General features: G+C 63.1%; 15 protein-coding genes. 10 read left to right on the top strand and 5 right to left on the bottom strand.

Annotated elements, in window-relative coordinates:
- Positions 1–72 precede the first annotated feature (72 nt).
- The 3 genes from AO692_RS20205 to AO692_RS20195 are packed head-to-tail and all read left to right on the top strand — an operon-like array spanning position 73 to position 6077.
- On the top strand, positions 73–2817 hold the full coding sequence (locus AO692_RS20205; RefSeq protein ID WP_054311842.1) for a calcium-binding protein: 2745 nt from the start codon (positions 73–75) through the stop codon (positions 2815–2817).
- A 24-nt stretch (positions 2818–2841) separates the two neighbouring features.
- Positions 2842–4662, top strand: coding sequence for a type I secretion system permease/ATPase (locus AO692_RS20200; RefSeq protein ID WP_054311841.1), 1821 nt, complete (start codon positions 2842–2844; stop codon positions 4660–4662).
- A 44-nt stretch (positions 4663–4706) separates the two neighbouring features.
- A complete protein-coding gene (locus tag AO692_RS20195) occupies positions 4707–6077 on the top strand; it encodes an HlyD family type I secretion periplasmic adaptor subunit (protein WP_244483426.1) in 1371 nt (456 codons plus the stop codon).
- 69 nt (positions 6078–6146) lie between these two features.
- Here AO692_RS20195 and AO692_RS33895 read toward each other — a convergent pair whose 3' ends face one another.
- Positions 6147–6272, bottom strand: a complete 126-nt coding sequence (locus AO692_RS33895) for a hypothetical protein (protein ID WP_152979900.1) — start codon at positions 6270–6272, stop codon at positions 6147–6149.
- 148 nt (positions 6273–6420) lie between these two features.
- Between AO692_RS33895 and AO692_RS20190 the strand changes: the two genes are divergently transcribed.
- The gene (locus AO692_RS20190) at positions 6421–6828 is read left to right on the top strand and encodes a GFA family protein (protein ID WP_054311840.1); all 408 of its coding nucleotides are present in this window, start codon (positions 6421–6423) and stop codon (positions 6826–6828) included.
- Positions 6829–6849: 21 nt separating this feature from the next.
- Here the strand turns inward: AO692_RS20190 and AO692_RS20185 are convergent, their stop codons facing one another.
- Complete coding sequence (locus AO692_RS20185) at positions 6850–8115, bottom strand: DNA recombination protein RmuC (protein ID WP_054311839.1); 1266 nt, start codon at positions 8113–8115, stop codon at positions 6850–6852.
- A gap of 102 nt (positions 8116–8217) precedes the next feature.
- Between AO692_RS20185 and def the strand changes: the two genes are divergently transcribed.
- From def to truA, 4 genes are read left to right on the top strand one after another with little or no spacing between them, the layout of a single operon-like run.
- A complete protein-coding gene (gene def / locus AO692_RS20180; protein ID WP_054311838.1) occupies positions 8218–8748 on the top strand; it encodes a peptide deformylase in 531 nt (176 codons plus the stop codon).
- Between the two features lie 15 nt (positions 8749–8763).
- Positions 8764–9699, top strand: a complete 936-nt coding sequence (gene fmt, locus AO692_RS20175) for a methionyl-tRNA formyltransferase (protein ID WP_054311837.1) — start codon at positions 8764–8766, stop codon at positions 9697–9699.
- Positions 9696–10205, top strand: coding sequence for an N-acetyltransferase (locus tag AO692_RS20170; protein ID WP_054311836.1), 510 nt, complete (start codon positions 9696–9698; stop codon positions 10203–10205). The genes fmt and AO692_RS20170 overlap by 4 nt, the downstream gene beginning before the upstream one ends.
- Before the next feature lie 9 nt (positions 10206–10214).
- On the top strand, positions 10215–10970 hold the full coding sequence (truA, locus tag AO692_RS20165; protein ID WP_054311835.1) for a tRNA pseudouridine(38-40) synthase TruA: 756 nt from the start codon (positions 10215–10217) through the stop codon (positions 10968–10970).
- Between the two features lie 70 nt (positions 10971–11040).
- Here truA and AO692_RS20160 read toward each other — a convergent pair whose 3' ends face one another.
- Complete coding sequence (locus AO692_RS20160; RefSeq protein WP_054311834.1) at positions 11041–11616, bottom strand: Lrp/AsnC family transcriptional regulator; 576 nt, start codon at positions 11614–11616, stop codon at positions 11041–11043.
- 49 nt (positions 11617–11665) lie between these two features.
- Here AO692_RS20160 and AO692_RS20155 point away from each other — a divergent pair, with 49 nt between their 5' ends.
- Positions 11666–12877 (top strand): MFS transporter, encoded by a 1212-nt coding sequence (locus AO692_RS20155; RefSeq protein WP_054311961.1) that lies wholly within the window; start codon positions 11666–11668, stop codon positions 12875–12877.
- A gap of 24 nt (positions 12878–12901) precedes the next feature.
- On the opposite strand, the gene AO692_RS20150 is transcribed toward AO692_RS20155, so the two are convergent.
- A complete protein-coding gene (locus tag AO692_RS20150; RefSeq protein ID WP_054311833.1) occupies positions 12902–13492 on the bottom strand; it encodes a hypothetical protein in 591 nt (196 codons plus the stop codon).
- A gap of 7 nt (positions 13493–13499) precedes the next feature.
- The gene (dapE, locus tag AO692_RS20145; protein WP_054311832.1) at positions 13500–14687 is read right to left on the bottom strand and encodes a succinyl-diaminopimelate desuccinylase; all 1188 of its coding nucleotides are present in this window, start codon (positions 14685–14687) and stop codon (positions 13500–13502) included.
- 141 nt (positions 14688–14828) lie between these two features.
- Between dapE and AO692_RS20140 the strand changes: the two genes are divergently transcribed.
- The gene (locus AO692_RS20140) at positions 14829–15839 is read left to right on the top strand and encodes a 2-dehydropantoate 2-reductase (RefSeq protein ID WP_054311831.1); all 1011 of its coding nucleotides are present in this window, start codon (positions 14829–14831) and stop codon (positions 15837–15839) included.
- Positions 15840–15946 lie beyond the last annotated feature (107 nt).

The raw sequence follows: 15946 nt of genomic DNA, 5'->3' as shown, positions 1-15946 counted from the left end.
CCGCTAATCTCCAGTCGGGTGCCCTCGCAGAAATCCTGTCTGCGCAAAAAGGGCAGACGGAGAGAGGTTCAGATGCGCAAGATATCGATATCCCGTCAGATCGGCAGCCAGAAGATCACCGCTGCAGCCAATGAGGCAGCATCAGCGCCCGTACCGACCGCGCCCGCGGCGCCACGCATATCGGCGGGGCTGGCTGCATTGGCGGCGGATCCTTTCGTGCTGATCCAGCTTTCCAGCAATGCGGACAATTTCACCCAGACGGCGGATGGCAGCTTTCGCATCGAGGGGCTGGACGGAAATGACGTCGTTACCGTTGCTGCTTCCTCCCTTGGCGGTGACCATCTGGATGGCGGCGCTGGCAACGACACGCTGAATGCGTCCGCGACCGACGACATTCTCGACGGCGGAGCCGGCAACGACATCCTCAACGGCGGCGCGGGCAACGACCTGCTGCGTGGTGGTGCCGGCGCGGACACGCTGAACGGCGGCGAAGGCATCGATACGGCCGACTATTCGGCCTCGAGCCTCAAGGTGATGGTTGCATTGCCCCTCGATCCGCAGCGCACCTCGCGAGGCTCCGGCGGAGACGCCGCGCTGGATACATTGAGCGGGATCGAGAATGTCACCGGTTCGGCTTTCAACGATACGCTGACGGGCAACAAGCTCGACAACCAGCTGATCGGCAATGCCGGCGACGATCTGTTGCGTGGCATGGATGGCAACGATGTTCTGATCGGCGACGGCGCCAATGACGCCAACCAGGACGGCATCGCCGACGACCTCGACGGCGATGGGATACCGGATGGGATCGACGCTCCCGGCGGCGGCAACGACACGCTCGACGGCGGCTTCGGTGATGATCGCCTGTTCGGCGGCAGCGGCAATGACACGCTGATCGGCGGCTTTGGCAACGACACGCTCTATGGCGGTTCCGGCGACGACCTGCTGACCGCGGGCGACGGCGACGACTTCATGGATGGTGGCAGCGGTGACGACGAGCTGATCGGCAGTCTCGGCGACGACATCATGCATGGCGGCGAAGGCAACGACTTCGTCGCTGCGTCCATCGGCAACGACCAGCTCTTCGGCGAGGGCGGCGACGACGACCTGCAAGCCGGCGACGGCAACGATCTGGTTGATGGCGGCGACGGCAATGACAGGCTGATCGGATCGTCGGGCGACGATCGCCTTCTCGGTGGCGCCGGCGACGACATGCTGCAGGGCGATGCCGGTGCGGATTACATGGATGGTGGCGCAGGTGCCGACACGGTGAACTATTCGCAAGGCGGCGCCGTCGGCATCAATCTTGCCACAGGTTCCGTCAGCGGCGCGGCGGCGGGCGATCAGCTGATCAGCATCGAGAACATCGTTGGTTCTGCGCAGAACGACATCCTGGTCGGCGACGCCAATGCCAACACATTCACCGGCAATGGCGGTGCCGACACCATGATCGGCCAGGGCGGCGTCGACACGGCGGACTATTCCACTTCGGCGGCAGCGATAACGATCCACCTCAACACGACCGTTGCCGATCCGCTGGCGATGGGCACCGGTACCGGTGGCGATGCCGAAGGCGATCAGTTGCAGTTGATCGAGCGCATCATCGGCTCGGCTTTCGACGACACCCTGATCGGTGGCGAGCTGAACGACATCTTTGTCGGCGGCGCGGGTGCGGACCGCATCGACGGCGGCTTGGGCACCAATGATACCGCCGAATATTCCACCTCTTCCGCGGCCGTGTCGGTCAATCTGGCTGGCGCGACGGCCAGTGGTGGCGATGCAGCGGGCGATATCCTGAGTGGGATCGAAAACCTGATCGGCTCGGCCTTTGACGATACCCTCATCGGCGATGGCTCGACCAACCGTCTCGACGGTGGTGCCGGCAACGATTTCCTCCGCGGTGGTGCCAATACAGGCAATGAATTCCTGATCGGCGGCGATGGCGTCGACACCGCCGATTATTCGACGTCCGCTGCGGCGGTGCGTGCGATCCTTTCCGACAGTCTGACGTCCGGTGTGCTGTCGAGCGGTGGCGATGCGCAAAACGACGTGCTGGTCGCGGTGGAGAACATCGTGGGTTCAGCCTTCAATGACGAACTCATCGGAGCGTCGGGCGCAAATCGCCTCGAAGGTGGCGCCGGCAACGACAATCTTATCGGAGGTGGCGGGGCCGACATGCTGATCGGAGGAGACGGTGTCGATACCGCTTCCTACTCCAGTTCGACAGCGGGTGTCTTCGTGCAACTCGATAATACCGGTGCAGCGACCGGCGTCGGCGGCCATGCGCAGGGCGATCAGCTGAGCGGCATCGAGAACCTGGCCGGGTCGAGCTTCAACGATCTGCTCGTCGGCAATGCGCTGACCAACACTCTGGTCGGTGCCGGTGGCGCCGACCGGTTGATCAGTGGCAGCGGCAACGACCAGATGCGCGGCGGCAGCGGTGCCGACATCCTTTCGATCACTGGTACCGGGACGAAGACAGTATTCGGCGATGGCGTCTCCGATGGCGGTGTTGCTGGCCAGGATACCTTCCGCGTGCTGGGCGGCACCAACAACCTGATCTTCGACTACCAGACCGGCGAAGATGTCTTTATCCGCTCCAACCCTGCTGCCGTATCGGCAGCGCTGGCGTCGCTCACGGTCAGCGGCCTCGCCTACTGGGTTGCCAGGGTCGCAAGCACGGCGCCCGGCATGGAGAGTTCGACCTTTGTGGTGCTTGGCGAGCGCACGACCCAAAGTCCGGACGCCGCCATAACCAACGCGTTCAACACCTTCGTCTCGCATGACCTGTTCGTCGATCCCGCGCTTTTGGCCTGAACCATCTGAAAACGGAGTAATATCATGGCAGTCGTCGGTTCGCGGGCTCGCAAAGCAAGAAAGACGGAACTGGACGACGCGATGGCGCAGGTAAAGTCCGCGATGGTCATCGTTGCGGTCTTCAGCCTCGCCATCAACATCCTGATGCTGGCATCTCCCATCTACATGCTCCAGGTCTATGATCGCGTGCTGGTCACCGGTCATCTGGAAACACTGGTGCTGCTAACGATCATGGCCGGTGCCGCGTTGCTTCTGCTCGGCCTGCTCGACATGTTGCGCAACATCATCATGGCGCGCGCCGCGAACTGGCTGAGCGATCGCCTGAGCCCCGTCATTATCGCCGGCAGCGTGCGTGCGCGCTTGGTTGGGGACCAGGCCGGCACCCAGCCATTGCGCGACCTTGGCCAGGTTCAGTCCTTCCTGTCGTCCCAGGCTTCCACCGCACTGTTCGATCTGCCCTGGACGCCGGTTTTCCTTCTGTTGATCTGGCTGCTGCATCCGGCGCTCGGTGCGTTCGCGCTCGCAGCCACGATCCTTCTGATCCTTCTCGGCGTGCTGAACGAGGTGGTGACGCGGAAATCTTCCCTGGTGGCGAACACCTCGCAGATCCAGGCCCTCCAGCACGCCGACATGGCGATCCGCAATGCCGAGGTGGTTCGTGCGATGGGGATGCTGCCGGGCCTGCTGGAACGCTTTCGTGCCAGCAACGATGCGTTCCTCGGCGCCTCCGGCCAGGCCTCGCAGCGCGGGGCGACCATCATCGGCATCACCAAATTCGTGCGGCTGTTCGTGCAGTCGGCAACGCTTGGTCTGGGTGCCTATCTGCTGTTGCAGGGCGCAGCCACCGGCGGCGTCATGATTGCGTCTTCCATCCTGCTCGGTCGCGCCTTGGCCCCTGTCGAGCATCTCATGGCGATCTGGCGCAATCTCGGCCAGACGCGCATCGCCTATGCACGCCTGACGGAGCGCCTGCGGAATGTCAGCGCGGAGCCCTACCGGATCCGCCTGCCCGAGCCCGAGGGACGTATCACGCTCGAAAACGTCTCCTACTTTGCCCAGCCCGGTCGGCCCGCCATCATCGACAATCTGAGCGTGGCGTTCCAGCCTGGTGAGGCTGTCGCCATCATCGGCCCCTCTGCCAGCGGCAAGAGCACCCTGTGTCGGCTGATCGCCAGCATCGTTCTACCGAACTCGGGAACCGTCCGCCTCGACGGCACCGATGTGCAGCACTGGAACAGCGAACAGCTTGGCGAAGCGATGGGTTACCTGCCGCAGGACGTCGAGCTGTTTTCCGGCAGCGTGCGTGACAACATTTCTCGCATGGCCAAGGCCGAGGATCGGGCGGTGATCGATGCGGCGATGCTGTCGCATGCCCATGACATGATCCAGCGCCTGCCGCAGGGCTATGAGACGCCGATCGGCGATGCCGGTTCGCGCCTGTCGGGAGGGCAACGCCAGCGCATCGGCCTTGCCCGCGCCGTGTTCGGATCGCCGAGGATCGTCGTGCTCGACGAACCGAATGCAAATCTCGATCAGATCGGCGAGTCGGCTCTGGCTGCTGCAATTGCCGAATTGAAGGCGCAGGGTACGACTTTGATCATCGTCGGACATCGGCCTTCGACGCTCGCGCAGGCCGACAAGGTGCTTTTCCTGCGCGACGGCCGCATGCATCTGTTCGGGCCGCGTGACGAAGTCCTTACCCGCCTGCGTTCCATCGCCAAGGAAGGGGAGCGCACACCGCTGCATGTGGTCAGGGCTTCGGATGAAATGCAGGCCGATGAGAACGCGGACTCCAAAGCGCAGAAGATCGGGCCACCCGCTCCACAGATCGAGCAAATTGCCTGAACGGGTTGGCCCAGATGAGTCAGATGTTTCAAGGGGAGGTTGGGATGTCCGAAAACCGGTTCGCCAGGTCGCAAGCACTGTTCAAAAAACCGCCTGACGTCATCGACGTCAAGGTCGAACCGCCAGGATTGAAGAACATCGTTCGCAAGCCCGCTCGCTACGGCATGGCGCTCGTATGCCTGTTCATCGGCGGCGGAATTGCCTGGTCGGCTATGGCCCCGATGGCGGAGGGAGCCACGGCGACCGGCATTGTCAGCCCGGATGGAAGCCGGCGCACGGTTCAGCATCTCGAGGGCGGGATCATCAAGGAATTGATGGTACGGGACGGGGACCTGGTTCGCGCAGGCGATCAGCTGGTCACCCTGCAAAGCACGCAGGCAGCTGCCCTCTATGATCTCTATCTGGAGCAGGCCCGGACGCTGGAAGCGACGCAGGCACGGTTGAGTGCCGAGCAGGAGGAAAAGAGCGAGATCCTGTTCCCGCCGGACCTTCTGGCGAGCGCCGACGAGCGCGCCAGGAAGATCATCGCCGGCCAGACCTTGCTGTTCAACCAGCGCCGCTCTTCGCTCGACGCGCAGTTGCAGATCCTCGACGTGCGCAAACGCCAGTTCGAGGAACAATTGTCGGGTCTGCGGGCGCAGGTGGTCAGTGTCGATGCACAGCTCGCGCTGACCGAGCAGGAACACAAGGTCAAGAAGAGCCTGGTCGACAAGGCGCTGCTGGCGCGGTCCGAAACACTGAAGCTGGAACGCTCTAAGGCAGCTTTAGATGGCGATCGCGGCAGCTTTGTTGGCCAGATCGCGGAGGTCGAACAGAAGATCGGCGAACTCGACACCCAGAGCATGTCGCTGAAGGCGACACAGTCGGCCGATATCGCCGATCAGCTGGAGAAGGCCCGGGCGAGCTATATCGATGCTGCCGAACGATTGAATGCCAGCAAGGATGTATTGGATCGTACGGTCGTAACAGCGCCCGTCACCGGCAAGATAGCCAACCTCAAATTCAAGACGTCAGGCGGCGTGATCGGACCGGGCCAGGCGATCCTCGACATCGTCCCGACCAATGAGGAGCTGCTGATCGACGCACGGGTTTCGCCGAGCGACATCGACGTCGTTGCGGCGGGCCTGGAGGCAACCGTGCACCTGACCGCCTATTCCAGTCGCGGCATGCCGCGCGTGACGGGTACGGTCAAATCGGTATCCGCCGACAGGGTCACTGACGAAGCGACCGGTCAGTCCTACTATCTTGCAAGGGTCGAGGTGCCGCCGAGCGAGCTGGAATCGCTGGATGAAGGCGTCGTCATGATGCCTGGCATGCCTGCCGAAGTTCTGATCGTGACAGGAAAACGGACAGTGCTTGCCTATCTGATGGAACCGTTCATGGCCGCGTTCCGGCGCGGGCTGCGCGAGGCGTGAGATTTCTCGGATGCCACAGCCGGCGCCGCGTTGCGCCGGCTGCGAGATGTGCGCCGCGTGTCCGCCGCCTCACTTGTCCTTGATGCGCGTTGCCTGCACGGGCGGCGCCTTTATCGCCGGCGCCGCTGCGGGCTTCTTGGCGTCTTTTTTGGGCTTACGGGCCTCCTTGCCCGGTTTCATCGAACCTTTGGCCATGATTCGTTCCTCCGTTGAGACGGGATCAGTGAAACAACAGATCTCGGAAAGAGCAAGGCACCTGCAGGCAGTGATGATGCCAGTTGGAAACGGCCATTGCCCGGCTCCATTGCGGCGCTACATTGGTGCAAGCATCGGGAGAAAGACCATGAAGATCGATGGAAGCTGCCATTGCGGCGCGATTGCCTATGAAGCTGAGGTCGATCCTGGCACAACCTCGATCTGCCATTGCTCCGACTGCCAGCAACTCACCGGCACGGCTTTCCGCGTCACGGTTCCCGCTCCGGAAGCGCAGTTCAGGCTCATCAAGGGCGAGCCGAAAATCTATGTGAAGACCGGCAGCAGCGGTGCCAAGCGCCTGCAGGCTTTCTGCGGCGACTGCGGTTCGCATCTTTATGTCGTCGGCGCGGGCGACGGGCCGAAAGTCTACGGCATCAGGGTCGGGAGCGCTCGCCAGCGCCAGGATCTCGTGCCGAGGTCGGAGAAATGGCACGGTTCGGCGCTGCGCTGGCTGCCGCATTTCGAAAGTGTCGAGACCACGATTGAAGCACAGTAGGAAGGAGTAGCCCGGGAGCAGTCAAGCGTCGTCGGGGTCGATCACCCGCAGCCTGAGCTGTCCCGTCTTGGAATCCGCCGTGCGTGATGCCGGTTCGACCTTGCGCTGCCCACCCCCTTTGTCGGCCTCGTCCGATCCTTCCGTGCCGCCGAATTCCAGCGCCTCGATCTTCTGGCCGCGCTTGGTGACCTTGGAGGAGGACACCAGGATATCGTCGATATCCTTCGAGGCCTGGCCGAAATGAGTCTGCAATTTGCGCACCCTCTCGTCGAGGCGCGAAACGTCTTCCATCAAGCGGATGACTTCACCCTGGATCAGATGCGCCTGCTCGCGCATGCGCGCATCCTTCAGGATCGCCTGGATGACCTGGATCGACAGCATCAGCAGTGACGGCGAGACGATGACGACCCGGGCGCGATGCGCGTGCTGCACCAGCGCCTCGAAATTTTCGTGGATCTCGGCAAAGATCGACTCCGAGGGCACGAACATGAAGGCGGTGTCCTGGGTCTCGCCCTGGATCAGGTACTTTTCGGCGATGTCGCGGATATGCACCTCGATATCGCGCCGGAATGCCTGCGCGGCCACCTTTTGCAGTTCGGGGCTTTCGGCAGCGCGGATGGCGTTCCATGCCTCGAGCGGAAACTTGGCGTCGACGACCAGTGACGGTGCGCTGTTCGGCATTTTCACCAGACAATCCGGCCGATTGCCATTGGTGAGCGTGGCCTGGAATTCGTAGGAACCGTGCGGCAGCCCGTCGGCAACGATCGCTTCCATGCGCGACTGGCCGAAGGCGCCGCGCGTCTGCTTGTTGGAAAGGATCGCCTGCAATTGCACGACCTGTCCGGCAAGCGACTGGATGTTGCCTTGCGCGGTGTCGATCACCGCGAGCCGTTCCTGCAGCTTGGCCAGGCTTTCGTGCGTCGACTTGGTCTGCTCGGTCATGGTCTGGCCGATGCGGCCGGTCATGGCATCCAGCCGCTGGCCGATCGACTGCGTCAGTTCCGCCTGGCGCGCACCGAACACATCCGTCAGTGCCCCCATGCGTCCCTGCATTTCGGCCTGGCTTTGCAGAATGCCGGCCATGCGGGCTTCGGCGTCGCGTGCGTGGTCGGCCGCTTCGGCCGCGGCGATGCTGCGTGCCTTGGCAGCGCGCCAGAGCGCGACAATCAACGCGACGAACAGGACAAGGACGAGAAACACGACGAAGCCGAGCGCCTGGCCAAGCGTGATGGTCGTCGCGCCGAGCCGGGCGATGGGTTCGGAAAGGATGGAGCCGAGGTCGTTCATCAGCTTAGCATAGATGATTCTTGTAGCTGGAAAAGATCAAACCATGAACATGCTGACGGCAGTGCGGTTGACGCTTTATCGGGAAGGTCTTAGGTGAGCGATATGTCGATCAAGCCGCTCATCATTCTTCCCGATCCCGTCCTGCGTCAGGTTTCCAAGCTGGTCGAGCGCGTCGACGAGCCGCTGCTCAAGCTGGCCGATGACATGCTGGAGACGATGTACGATGCTCCCGGTATCGGCCTGGCCGCAATCCAGGTCGGCGAACCGCTGCGCATGCTGGTAATCGACCTCGCCAAGGAAGACGAGCCGCCTGCTCCTCATGTCTTCATCAATCCGGACGTTCTGGAAAGCGGTACCGAGCGGTCGGTCTATGAAGAGGGCTGTCTGTCGATCCCCGACTATTATGCCGAGGTCGAGCGGCCGGCCACGGTTCGGGTCCGCTATCTGGATCGCGATGGTCGCCTGCAGGAGATGCAGGCCGAGGGATTGATGGCCACCTGCCTGCAGCATGAGATCGACCATCTCAACGGTGTGCTGTTCATCGACCATATCTCGAAGCTGAAGCGCGACATGGTGGTCAAGAAGTTCAAGAAACTCGCTCGCGACAAGGCGCCAAGCCGTCTGGCCGGCTGATCCGGGGCAAAATCCATGGCACTTCGCGTGGTCTTCATGGGCACGCCCGATTTCTCGGTTGCGACGCTGCGTGCGCTGGCCGAGGCCGGGCATGACATCGTCGCCGTCTACACGCAGCCGCCACGTGCCGCCGGCCGCCGCGGCTTGGAACTCACCCCGTCGCCGGTGCAGCGCGAGGCCGAGCGGCTCGGCATAGCCGTGCACATTCCGGCTTCCCTGAAAAATGAGGCCGAACAGGCGGCCTTTCGTGCTCTGAATGCCGATGTCGCCGTTGTCGTCGCCTATGGCCTGCTGCTGCCGAAGCCGATCCTCGATGCGCCGCGCTTAGGTTGCCTCAACGGCCACGCCTCGCTTTTGCCACGGTGGCGTGGTGCAGCACCGATCCAGCGCGCCATCATGGCTGGCGATGCCGAAACCGGCATGATGGTCATGAAGATGGAACAGGGGCTGGACACCGGCCCGGTCGGGCTGGTTGAAAAACTGGCGATCGATCCCGACATGACGGCAGGCGATCTGCATGACCGGCTGATGGCGGCAGGTGCCGGACTGGTGGTCGAAGCGCTGGCGAGGCTGGAGACCGGGAGGCTGAGCTTTGTGGAACAGGCAGCCGAAGGCGTGACCTATGCCGCGAAGATCGATAAGACGGAGACCCGGATCGATTGGACCCGTTCCGCGGGCGAGGTCCATAACCACATTCGCGGCCTTTCGCCCTTCCCCGGCGGATGGTGCGAGGCCACGATCGGGGGGCGTGTCGAACGGCTGAAATTGCTGCGTTCGACCGTCGCCGAAGGTGCGGGGGAACCGGGAGGAATTCTCGACGACCGGCTGACGGTCGCCTGCGGGGCAGGCGCGGTCAGGCTGGTCGAAGTGCAGCGTGCGGGCGGCAGGCCCGTCACCGCACAGGAGTTCCTGCGCGGGGCAAAGTTGGAAGAAGGAATGAGACTGTCATGAGCATGATGTCGATACGCGCGGCGACGCCGCGGGATCGCGAAGCGATCCGCCTCGTCGAAGAACATGCTTTCGGCCAGCACACCGAAGCTGGCTTGGTCGATGCGATCGTCGATGAAGGTAACGCAGTGCTGGAACTGGTCGCCGAGGAAGACGGCCAGGTTGTCGGCCATATCCTGTTCTCGCGCCTCTACGTCGAGAATGATGGCCGCCAATTCCCGGCCGTGGCGCTGGCGCCGCTCGCCGTGGAACCGGATTTCCACGGGACGGGCATCGGCGGCGCATTGGTGCGCGAGGCGCATATCCGCTTGAAGGATGCCGGCGAGAACCTTTCCATCGTGCTGGGTGATCCGGCCTACTACGGCCGCTTCGGCTACAGTCATGAGCGTGCGGCCGGCTTTGCCAGCGAGTATCAGGGCGAAGCGTTGCAGGCGCAGGCCTGGGGTGAAGCGCCCCAGACCGGCGATCTGGTCTACGCTTCGGCTTTCGGCACCGCCCTGGCAGCGTAGCGCTCAGACGTGCCCCGCTATCGCCTCGACATCGAGTATGACGGCGGGCCTTATTCCGGCTGGCAGCGGCAGGCTGCCGGCCAGCATTCCGTCCAGGCGGCGATCGAACAGGCGATCGAACGTTTCTGTGGCGATGCGATCTCAATTCGGGGCGCTGGCCGCACCGATGCGGGCGTGCATGCGACGGCTCAGGTCGCGCATGCGGATTTGACCAAGGATTGGCCGGCGGATACGGTGCGCGATGCCGTCAATGCCTACCTGCAACGGGCCGGCGAACGTGTCGCGATTCTGGGCGCGGTTGCCGTGCCGGATGATTTCGATGCCCGGTTTTCGGCGGTCGGCCGGCACTATCTCTATCGCATCGCCAATCGCCGCGCTCCGCCGGCGCTGGACAAGGGCAAGGTGTGGTGGGTGCCGAAGCGGCTCGATGCCGAGGCTATGCACGAAGCGGCGAAGGTTTTGCTGGGGCGGCATGACTTCACCACCTTCCGCTCCACGCAGTGCCAGGCCAACAGCCCGCTGCGTACTCTGGAACGGCTGGATGTCACGCGGCAGGACGAGACGATCGAAATCCGCACGTCGGCGCGCTCTTTCCTGCACAACCAGGTGCGCTCCATGGTCGGTTCGCTGAAGCGCGTCGGCGAAGGTGCCTGGACGGCTGCTGATATCAAGGGAGCTCTGGAAGCGCGCGACCGCGCTGCCTGCGGCCAAGTCGCTCCACCCGACGGGTTATTCCTCGTCGGTGTCGACTATCCGATCTCCTGACCACCGGCCGTTAGAGCGCCGCGCGTCCCTTCGGACGCAAAGGACACTCTAACACTTTGAAGCGACGCATTCACTCGCTTTTGGCAATCACTTCGACATTACGCCGGTGCTCGATCGGCTGTGCCATGTGGCGCGGCATCGGCCAGACTTTGGTCGAGCCCGGTTGCACCGGCCGTTCCAGATAGGTCGACAACACCACATAGCTGCGTGTGGCCATGACGCCCGGTGTGTCATAGAGCCTCGCCAGCAGGCCCTCCAGCGCGCGTGTGTCCTTGGCGCGAACCTTCAGCAGCATGCAGGCATCGCCGGCCACCGAATGGATCTCCTCGACTTCCGGATAGGCGGAGATCGCCATCAGCTCGGGCGTCTTGCCCCAGCCACGCGTGTCGACGTGGACGAAAGCGAGCAGCGGCTTATCGACGGCGACCGGATCGATCAGCACCGAAGTGCTGCGGATCGCCTGGCTGCGGCGCAACCGCTTCACGCGTTCATGCGCGGCCGGCGCCGAAAGGCCGACTTTCTCGCCAAGTTCGGCATAGCTGACGGTAGCATCCTCGCAGAGTGCGCCTAATAGTTTTCGGTCCATGTCGTCCAGGTCCCGTCCCGGAACGCTGTTTCGCCGAATCTCATCTGTTTCTCGCTTCATCGCTGAAATTCCCCTTTGTTGCGGAATGTCATTCCGTCATCATGCATCCATGACGAAGACGGATCAATCACCTCCCTTGTTCGCCGAACGCGCCGCGCGGTTGCCGGCGGTCGCCTATGTGCTGACCTTCTGCATCGCCGTCATAGGGTCCAACTCGCTGGTGCTCGGACCGATCGCGCCGGAGGTGGCGCGGGCACTCGGCACAAGCGTTGCGCTGGTTATGTCGGCATCGGCGGCCTTTGGTCTGAGTACGGCTGCCAGTGCGCTCCTGATAGCGCGCCATGTCGATCGGTTCGGCGCCAGGCGCATGTTGCTGTGGGCACTTGTCGGACTGGCCGCGGCATTGGCCTTGAGCGCAGTTTCGCCAGCCGCGCCGGCGCTGGCCGGTGCCCAGCTGGCGGCCGGGGTCGCATCGGGGATTGCTTTGCCGGCAATCTACGCCAGCGCCGCAGCGGTGGCGCCGACCGGGCGTGAAAGCCGCACCATCGGCGTGGTTCTGACCGGCTGGACGCTGAGCATGGTTGCCGGTGTCTCACTGTCGGCCTTTGTTGCCGACTATATCCACTGGCGCGCGGTTTACGCTGTCGTCGCACTGCTTGCGCTTTCCGCTTTCCTGACTTTGAAGGCCAGCCGCTACCGTGATCTGCCAGCCGCAGGTCCGGTACCGCAGTCGCTGGCGGCGTTGCGCATTGCCGGTGTCAAGCCGCTGCTCGTTGCCTGCGCGGCCTTCATGAGCGCCTTCTATGGTGTCTACGGTTATCTGGGAGATCACCTGCACACCGGTCTCGGCGAGCCTGTGAGCGCCAACGGCATTGTAGCGCTGGTTTACGGCATCGGCTTCGGAACTGCAGCCCTTCTCGACGGCATCGTCGATCGGCTGGGGCCTCGTCGCGTCATGCCCTTCGCGTTCCTGGCCGTCGGAACCGTCTATCTTGGTTTCGCGCTGGCAGGCGGCAGCTTCGTTGCAGTGCTGGTGCTCACCTTCCTGTGGGGCTTGACCAATCATTTCGGACTGAATGTGTTGATCATGCGCCTAGCCGCGATCGACCCGGCGCGCCGGGGCACCATCATGGGCCTGAACAGTGCCGTCACCTATCTCGCGGTGTTTGCCGGAACCACGGGTTTCGGCCCGCTTTACGCGACATGGGGATTTGCGTTTGCGGCCCTGACGGCTCTCATCCTGATGCTGGTGGCAGCTGCCGCCGGAAGCTGGCGATCGCGAGATCGGGCGGAGCGTCCGACGCAGGGCCTGGCACCCTGAACCACGGCATGGCGCCCGGATGCATCAGGCTCCAAGGGTCGATATACCCAATAGTTTCTGCAGCGCGAACAACACGATCAGCGAGACGGCAAACATGCCGGCAAAAACCGCGGTGGCCATCGCCGCACCCTTGCCGATCGCGATATTGGTCATGCGCCAGCTAAGCACCAGCGAAGCGAAAAAAAGCACCAGCGAAACCAGACCGCTCGCCTGATCCGCTGCCGGGAAAATCAGGCGAATGAGTGCCCCCGGCAGCATCAGCCAGGCGATGATGGCGGAAGCCCAGTTGCTGGCGACGACATAGTGCACGAAACGGGCGCTGAGCCCCCCATGCGGGGCCACTGCGGCCAGCGCCAGCAGGGGCAGGACCCAGGTGCCGATGTCGACGAAAGCCAGCTTCAGCAACAACTCGAACCGGCCGGATGCGGTTTCCCCGGCCGTGTTGGAAATCCCGACCCAACCCACGATCAGAGCAGGCGCAGCAATCGCGATGGCGAAGAAGGAATTCCAGAATCCGTCGGCCGACAGATCGAGCAGGCGCAGCCCATCGGCCTTGCCCAGCATCATGCGCCAGGCGCCTGCCAACGACGATTGGATTTCATCCGCCGCAAGCATGGCCCGCTTACCCGAACCAGTCCTCGATGAAACGCTGGTAGATCACCGTCAGCGTTTCGAGATCGTCCAACGCCACGCGCTCGTCCACCATATGCATGGTCTTGCCGACGAGGCCGAATTCGACCACCGGGCAATAATCCTTGATGAAGCGGGCATCGGATGTGCCGCCGGATGTCGACAGCTGCGGCTTGCGCCCGGTGATGGCGGCAACCGAGCCGCTCAATGTCTCGATCAGCTTGTCGTCGCGCGTCAGGAAGACGTGGCTCGGCCGGTCCTTCCAGGTCAGGTCGAAATCGATCGCTTCCTTGCGGCCCTTACGGTACTTCTTGCGGCCACTGGCGGTGTCGAGCCGGTTATGGATTTCGGCCTGCACCGTTTCCGCGTCCCAGGTGTCGTTGAAGCGGATGTTGAAAGTGGCGCTCGCCTTGGCCGGAATGACGTTGGTGGCGAGGTTGCCGACATCGATCGACGTGACTTCGAGATTGGTTGGCTGGAAGTTCTTCGTGCCCTTGTCGAAGACGGGGTTGAGCAGCGCGTCGGTGAGCGTCATCAGCCCGCGCACCGGATTGTCGGCGAGATGCGGATAGGCGACATGGCCCTGCCGGCCATTGACGGTCACGGTGCCCGACAGCGAGCCGCGCCGACCGATCTTGATCATGTCGCCGAGCGTGTCGGGGTTGGTAGGCTCGCCGACGATCGAAGCATCCCACGTCTCGCCCTTGGCGGAAGCCCATTCCAGAAGCTTCACCGTGCCGTTGATCGAAGGGCCTTCCTCATCGCCGGTAATCAGCAGCGAAACCGAGCCCTTGGGAGCACCTTTCTGAGCGATATGACGGGCGAGAGCGGCAATGAAGCAGGCGATGCCGCCTTTCATATCCACGGCACCGCGGCCATACATCTCGCCATTGGCGATTGCCGCTGAAAAGGGCGGATGCGTCCAGGCCGCTTCATCACCGACAGGCACCACGTCGGTATGGCCGGCAAACATGAGATGCGGACCATTGCCGGAGCGCCGCGCATAAAGGTTCTCGACATCCGGCGTGCCGTCTTCCTTGAACACCGGACGCTCGATGGCGAAACCGAGCGGTTTCAGCATAATTTCCAGCGACGACAGTGCACCGCCTTCTGCTGGCGTCACGGATGGACAACGAATGAGGGCAGCGAGATTCTGGGCGGGATCGGTCGGCAGTGTCATGTGCGCAGCGTTATTCGAAAGATGGGATCGTGTCACGGCTCTTGGCACCGATGCGGTTGCTATCCTTGGCGAAACTGCCTGATATGACCGACAATGGGCAGGCATGACAAATAACCGATGGCACCTTGCTCGGAGATTGCGATGACATTGCGCGACGCATCCATCGTTGTTGCCGGGGCCGGAAGCATCGGCTGCTACGCGGGCGGTTGCCTGGCGCTGGCGGGACGCAAGGTGACACTGTTGGTCCGGCCGCGAATTGAGGAGGCGCTCCTGCGCGGCGGCCTGCGCGTCACCGACCTCGAAAAGCGCGACAGGCACCTGGGCCAGGCAGCATTTGCGGTCGAGACACGCGCGGAAGCGGCACTCGATGGCGCCGACATCGTGCTCGTCACCACCAAGAGCGGTGCAACGGAGGAGATCGGCCGACAGATTGCTGCGCACGCACCTGCCCATGCGATCGTTGTCAGCCTGCAGAACGGCGTCGACAATGCCGATCGTTTGGCCTCGACCGTCGATGGCCGACGCGTGCTCGCCGGCATGGTGCCCTTCAATGTCGTGCAGCAGGAAGACGAGATCCCGTTCAGGGTGCATCGCGCCAGCGAGGGCACGGTTCTGATCGAGAGGGGCGCGTCGGGTATCTCGAGCCTGCTGAATGTCGAAGGCTTCGCGACCACCACGCATGCCGATATGCGCTCGGTGCAATGGGGCAAGCTGCTCTTCAACCTCAACAACGCACTTGTGGCCTTGTCCGATCTGCCTTTGGCGACCGAATTGTCGGATCGACATTGGCGCTTGCTCCTGGCTGCGCAGATTGCCGAAGCGCTGACGGTGATGAAGGCGGCGGGTATCAAGCCCGGTCGGGTCGCCGGACCGCCGCCCGCACTGCTGCCGACGATCCTGAGGTTGCCCGACTTCCTGTTCCTTCGCCTGGCGAAACGTATGCTGGCGATCGATCCGCAGGCACGCTCGTCGATGTGGGAAGATCTGCAGCGCGGACGCAGGACGGAAATCGACGAGTTACAAGGGACGATTCTCCGGCTTGCCGTCAAGTCAGGCGTGCGAGCGCCATTGGTGGAGCGCATTGCTGGCCTGGTGCGGGATGCGGAAGAGCGGGGCCAAGGTTCACCGAAGCTGTCCGCCGGTGCGATCTAGAGCGTTTCCGTTTTTCACTGAAACGCTGAAACGCTCTAACTGTTTGTTTTACGCAATTCCGGACGGAAAACCGTTGCACACTTTTCCTGGAATTGCGCTAGCGGACC

The organism is Mesorhizobium sp. 1M-11, assembly GCF_001303895.1.
Taxonomy (GTDB): Bacteria; Pseudomonadota; Alphaproteobacteria; order Rhizobiales; family Rhizobiaceae; genus Mesorhizobium.
Note: the sequence above shows the minus strand (reverse complement) of the source record. Positions and strands in the feature narration are given on the sequence as shown.

Coding starts and splice junctions, on each gene's coding strand:
- AO692_RS33895 (WP_152979900.1), bottom strand. CDS start 6,272: ATGGCCAAAGGTTCGATGAAACCGGGCAAGGAGGCCCGTAAGCCCAAA.
- fmt (WP_054311837.1), top strand. CDS start 8,764: ATGGCACTTCGCGTGGTCTTCATGGGCACGCCCGATTTCTCGGTTGCG.
- AO692_RS20150 (WP_054311833.1), bottom strand. CDS start 13,492: ATGCTTGCGGCGGATGAAATCCAATCGTCGTTGGCAGGCGCCTGGCGC.
- AO692_RS20190 (WP_054311840.1), top strand. CDS start 6,421: ATGAAGATCGATGGAAGCTGCCATTGCGGCGCGATTGCCTATGAAGCT.
- AO692_RS20155 (WP_054311961.1), top strand. CDS start 11,666: ATGACGAAGACGGATCAATCACCTCCCTTGTTCGCCGAACGCGCCGCG.
- AO692_RS20200 (WP_054311841.1), top strand. CDS start 2,842: ATGGCAGTCGTCGGTTCGCGGGCTCGCAAAGCAAGAAAGACGGAACTG.
- def (WP_054311838.1), top strand. CDS start 8,218: ATGTCGATCAAGCCGCTCATCATTCTTCCCGATCCCGTCCTGCGTCAG.
- dapE (WP_054311832.1), bottom strand. CDS start 14,687: ATGACACTGCCGACCGATCCCGCCCAGAATCTCGCTGCCCTCATTCGT.
- AO692_RS20205 (WP_054311842.1), top strand. CDS start 73: ATGCGCAAGATATCGATATCCCGTCAGATCGGCAGCCAGAAGATCACC.
- AO692_RS20160 (WP_054311834.1), bottom strand. CDS start 11,616: ATGAAGCGAGAAACAGATGAGATTCGGCGAAACAGCGTTCCGGGACGG.
- AO692_RS20185 (WP_054311839.1), bottom strand. CDS start 8,115: ATGAACGACCTCGGCTCCATCCTTTCCGAACCCATCGCCCGGCTCGGC.
- AO692_RS20140 (WP_054311831.1), top strand. CDS start 14,829: ATGACATTGCGCGACGCATCCATCGTTGTTGCCGGGGCCGGAAGCATC.
- AO692_RS20195 (WP_244483426.1), top strand. CDS start 4,707: ATGTCCGAAAACCGGTTCGCCAGGTCGCAAGCACTGTTCAAAAAACCG.
- AO692_RS20170 (WP_054311836.1), top strand. CDS start 9,696: ATGAGCATGATGTCGATACGCGCGGCGACGCCGCGGGATCGCGAAGCG.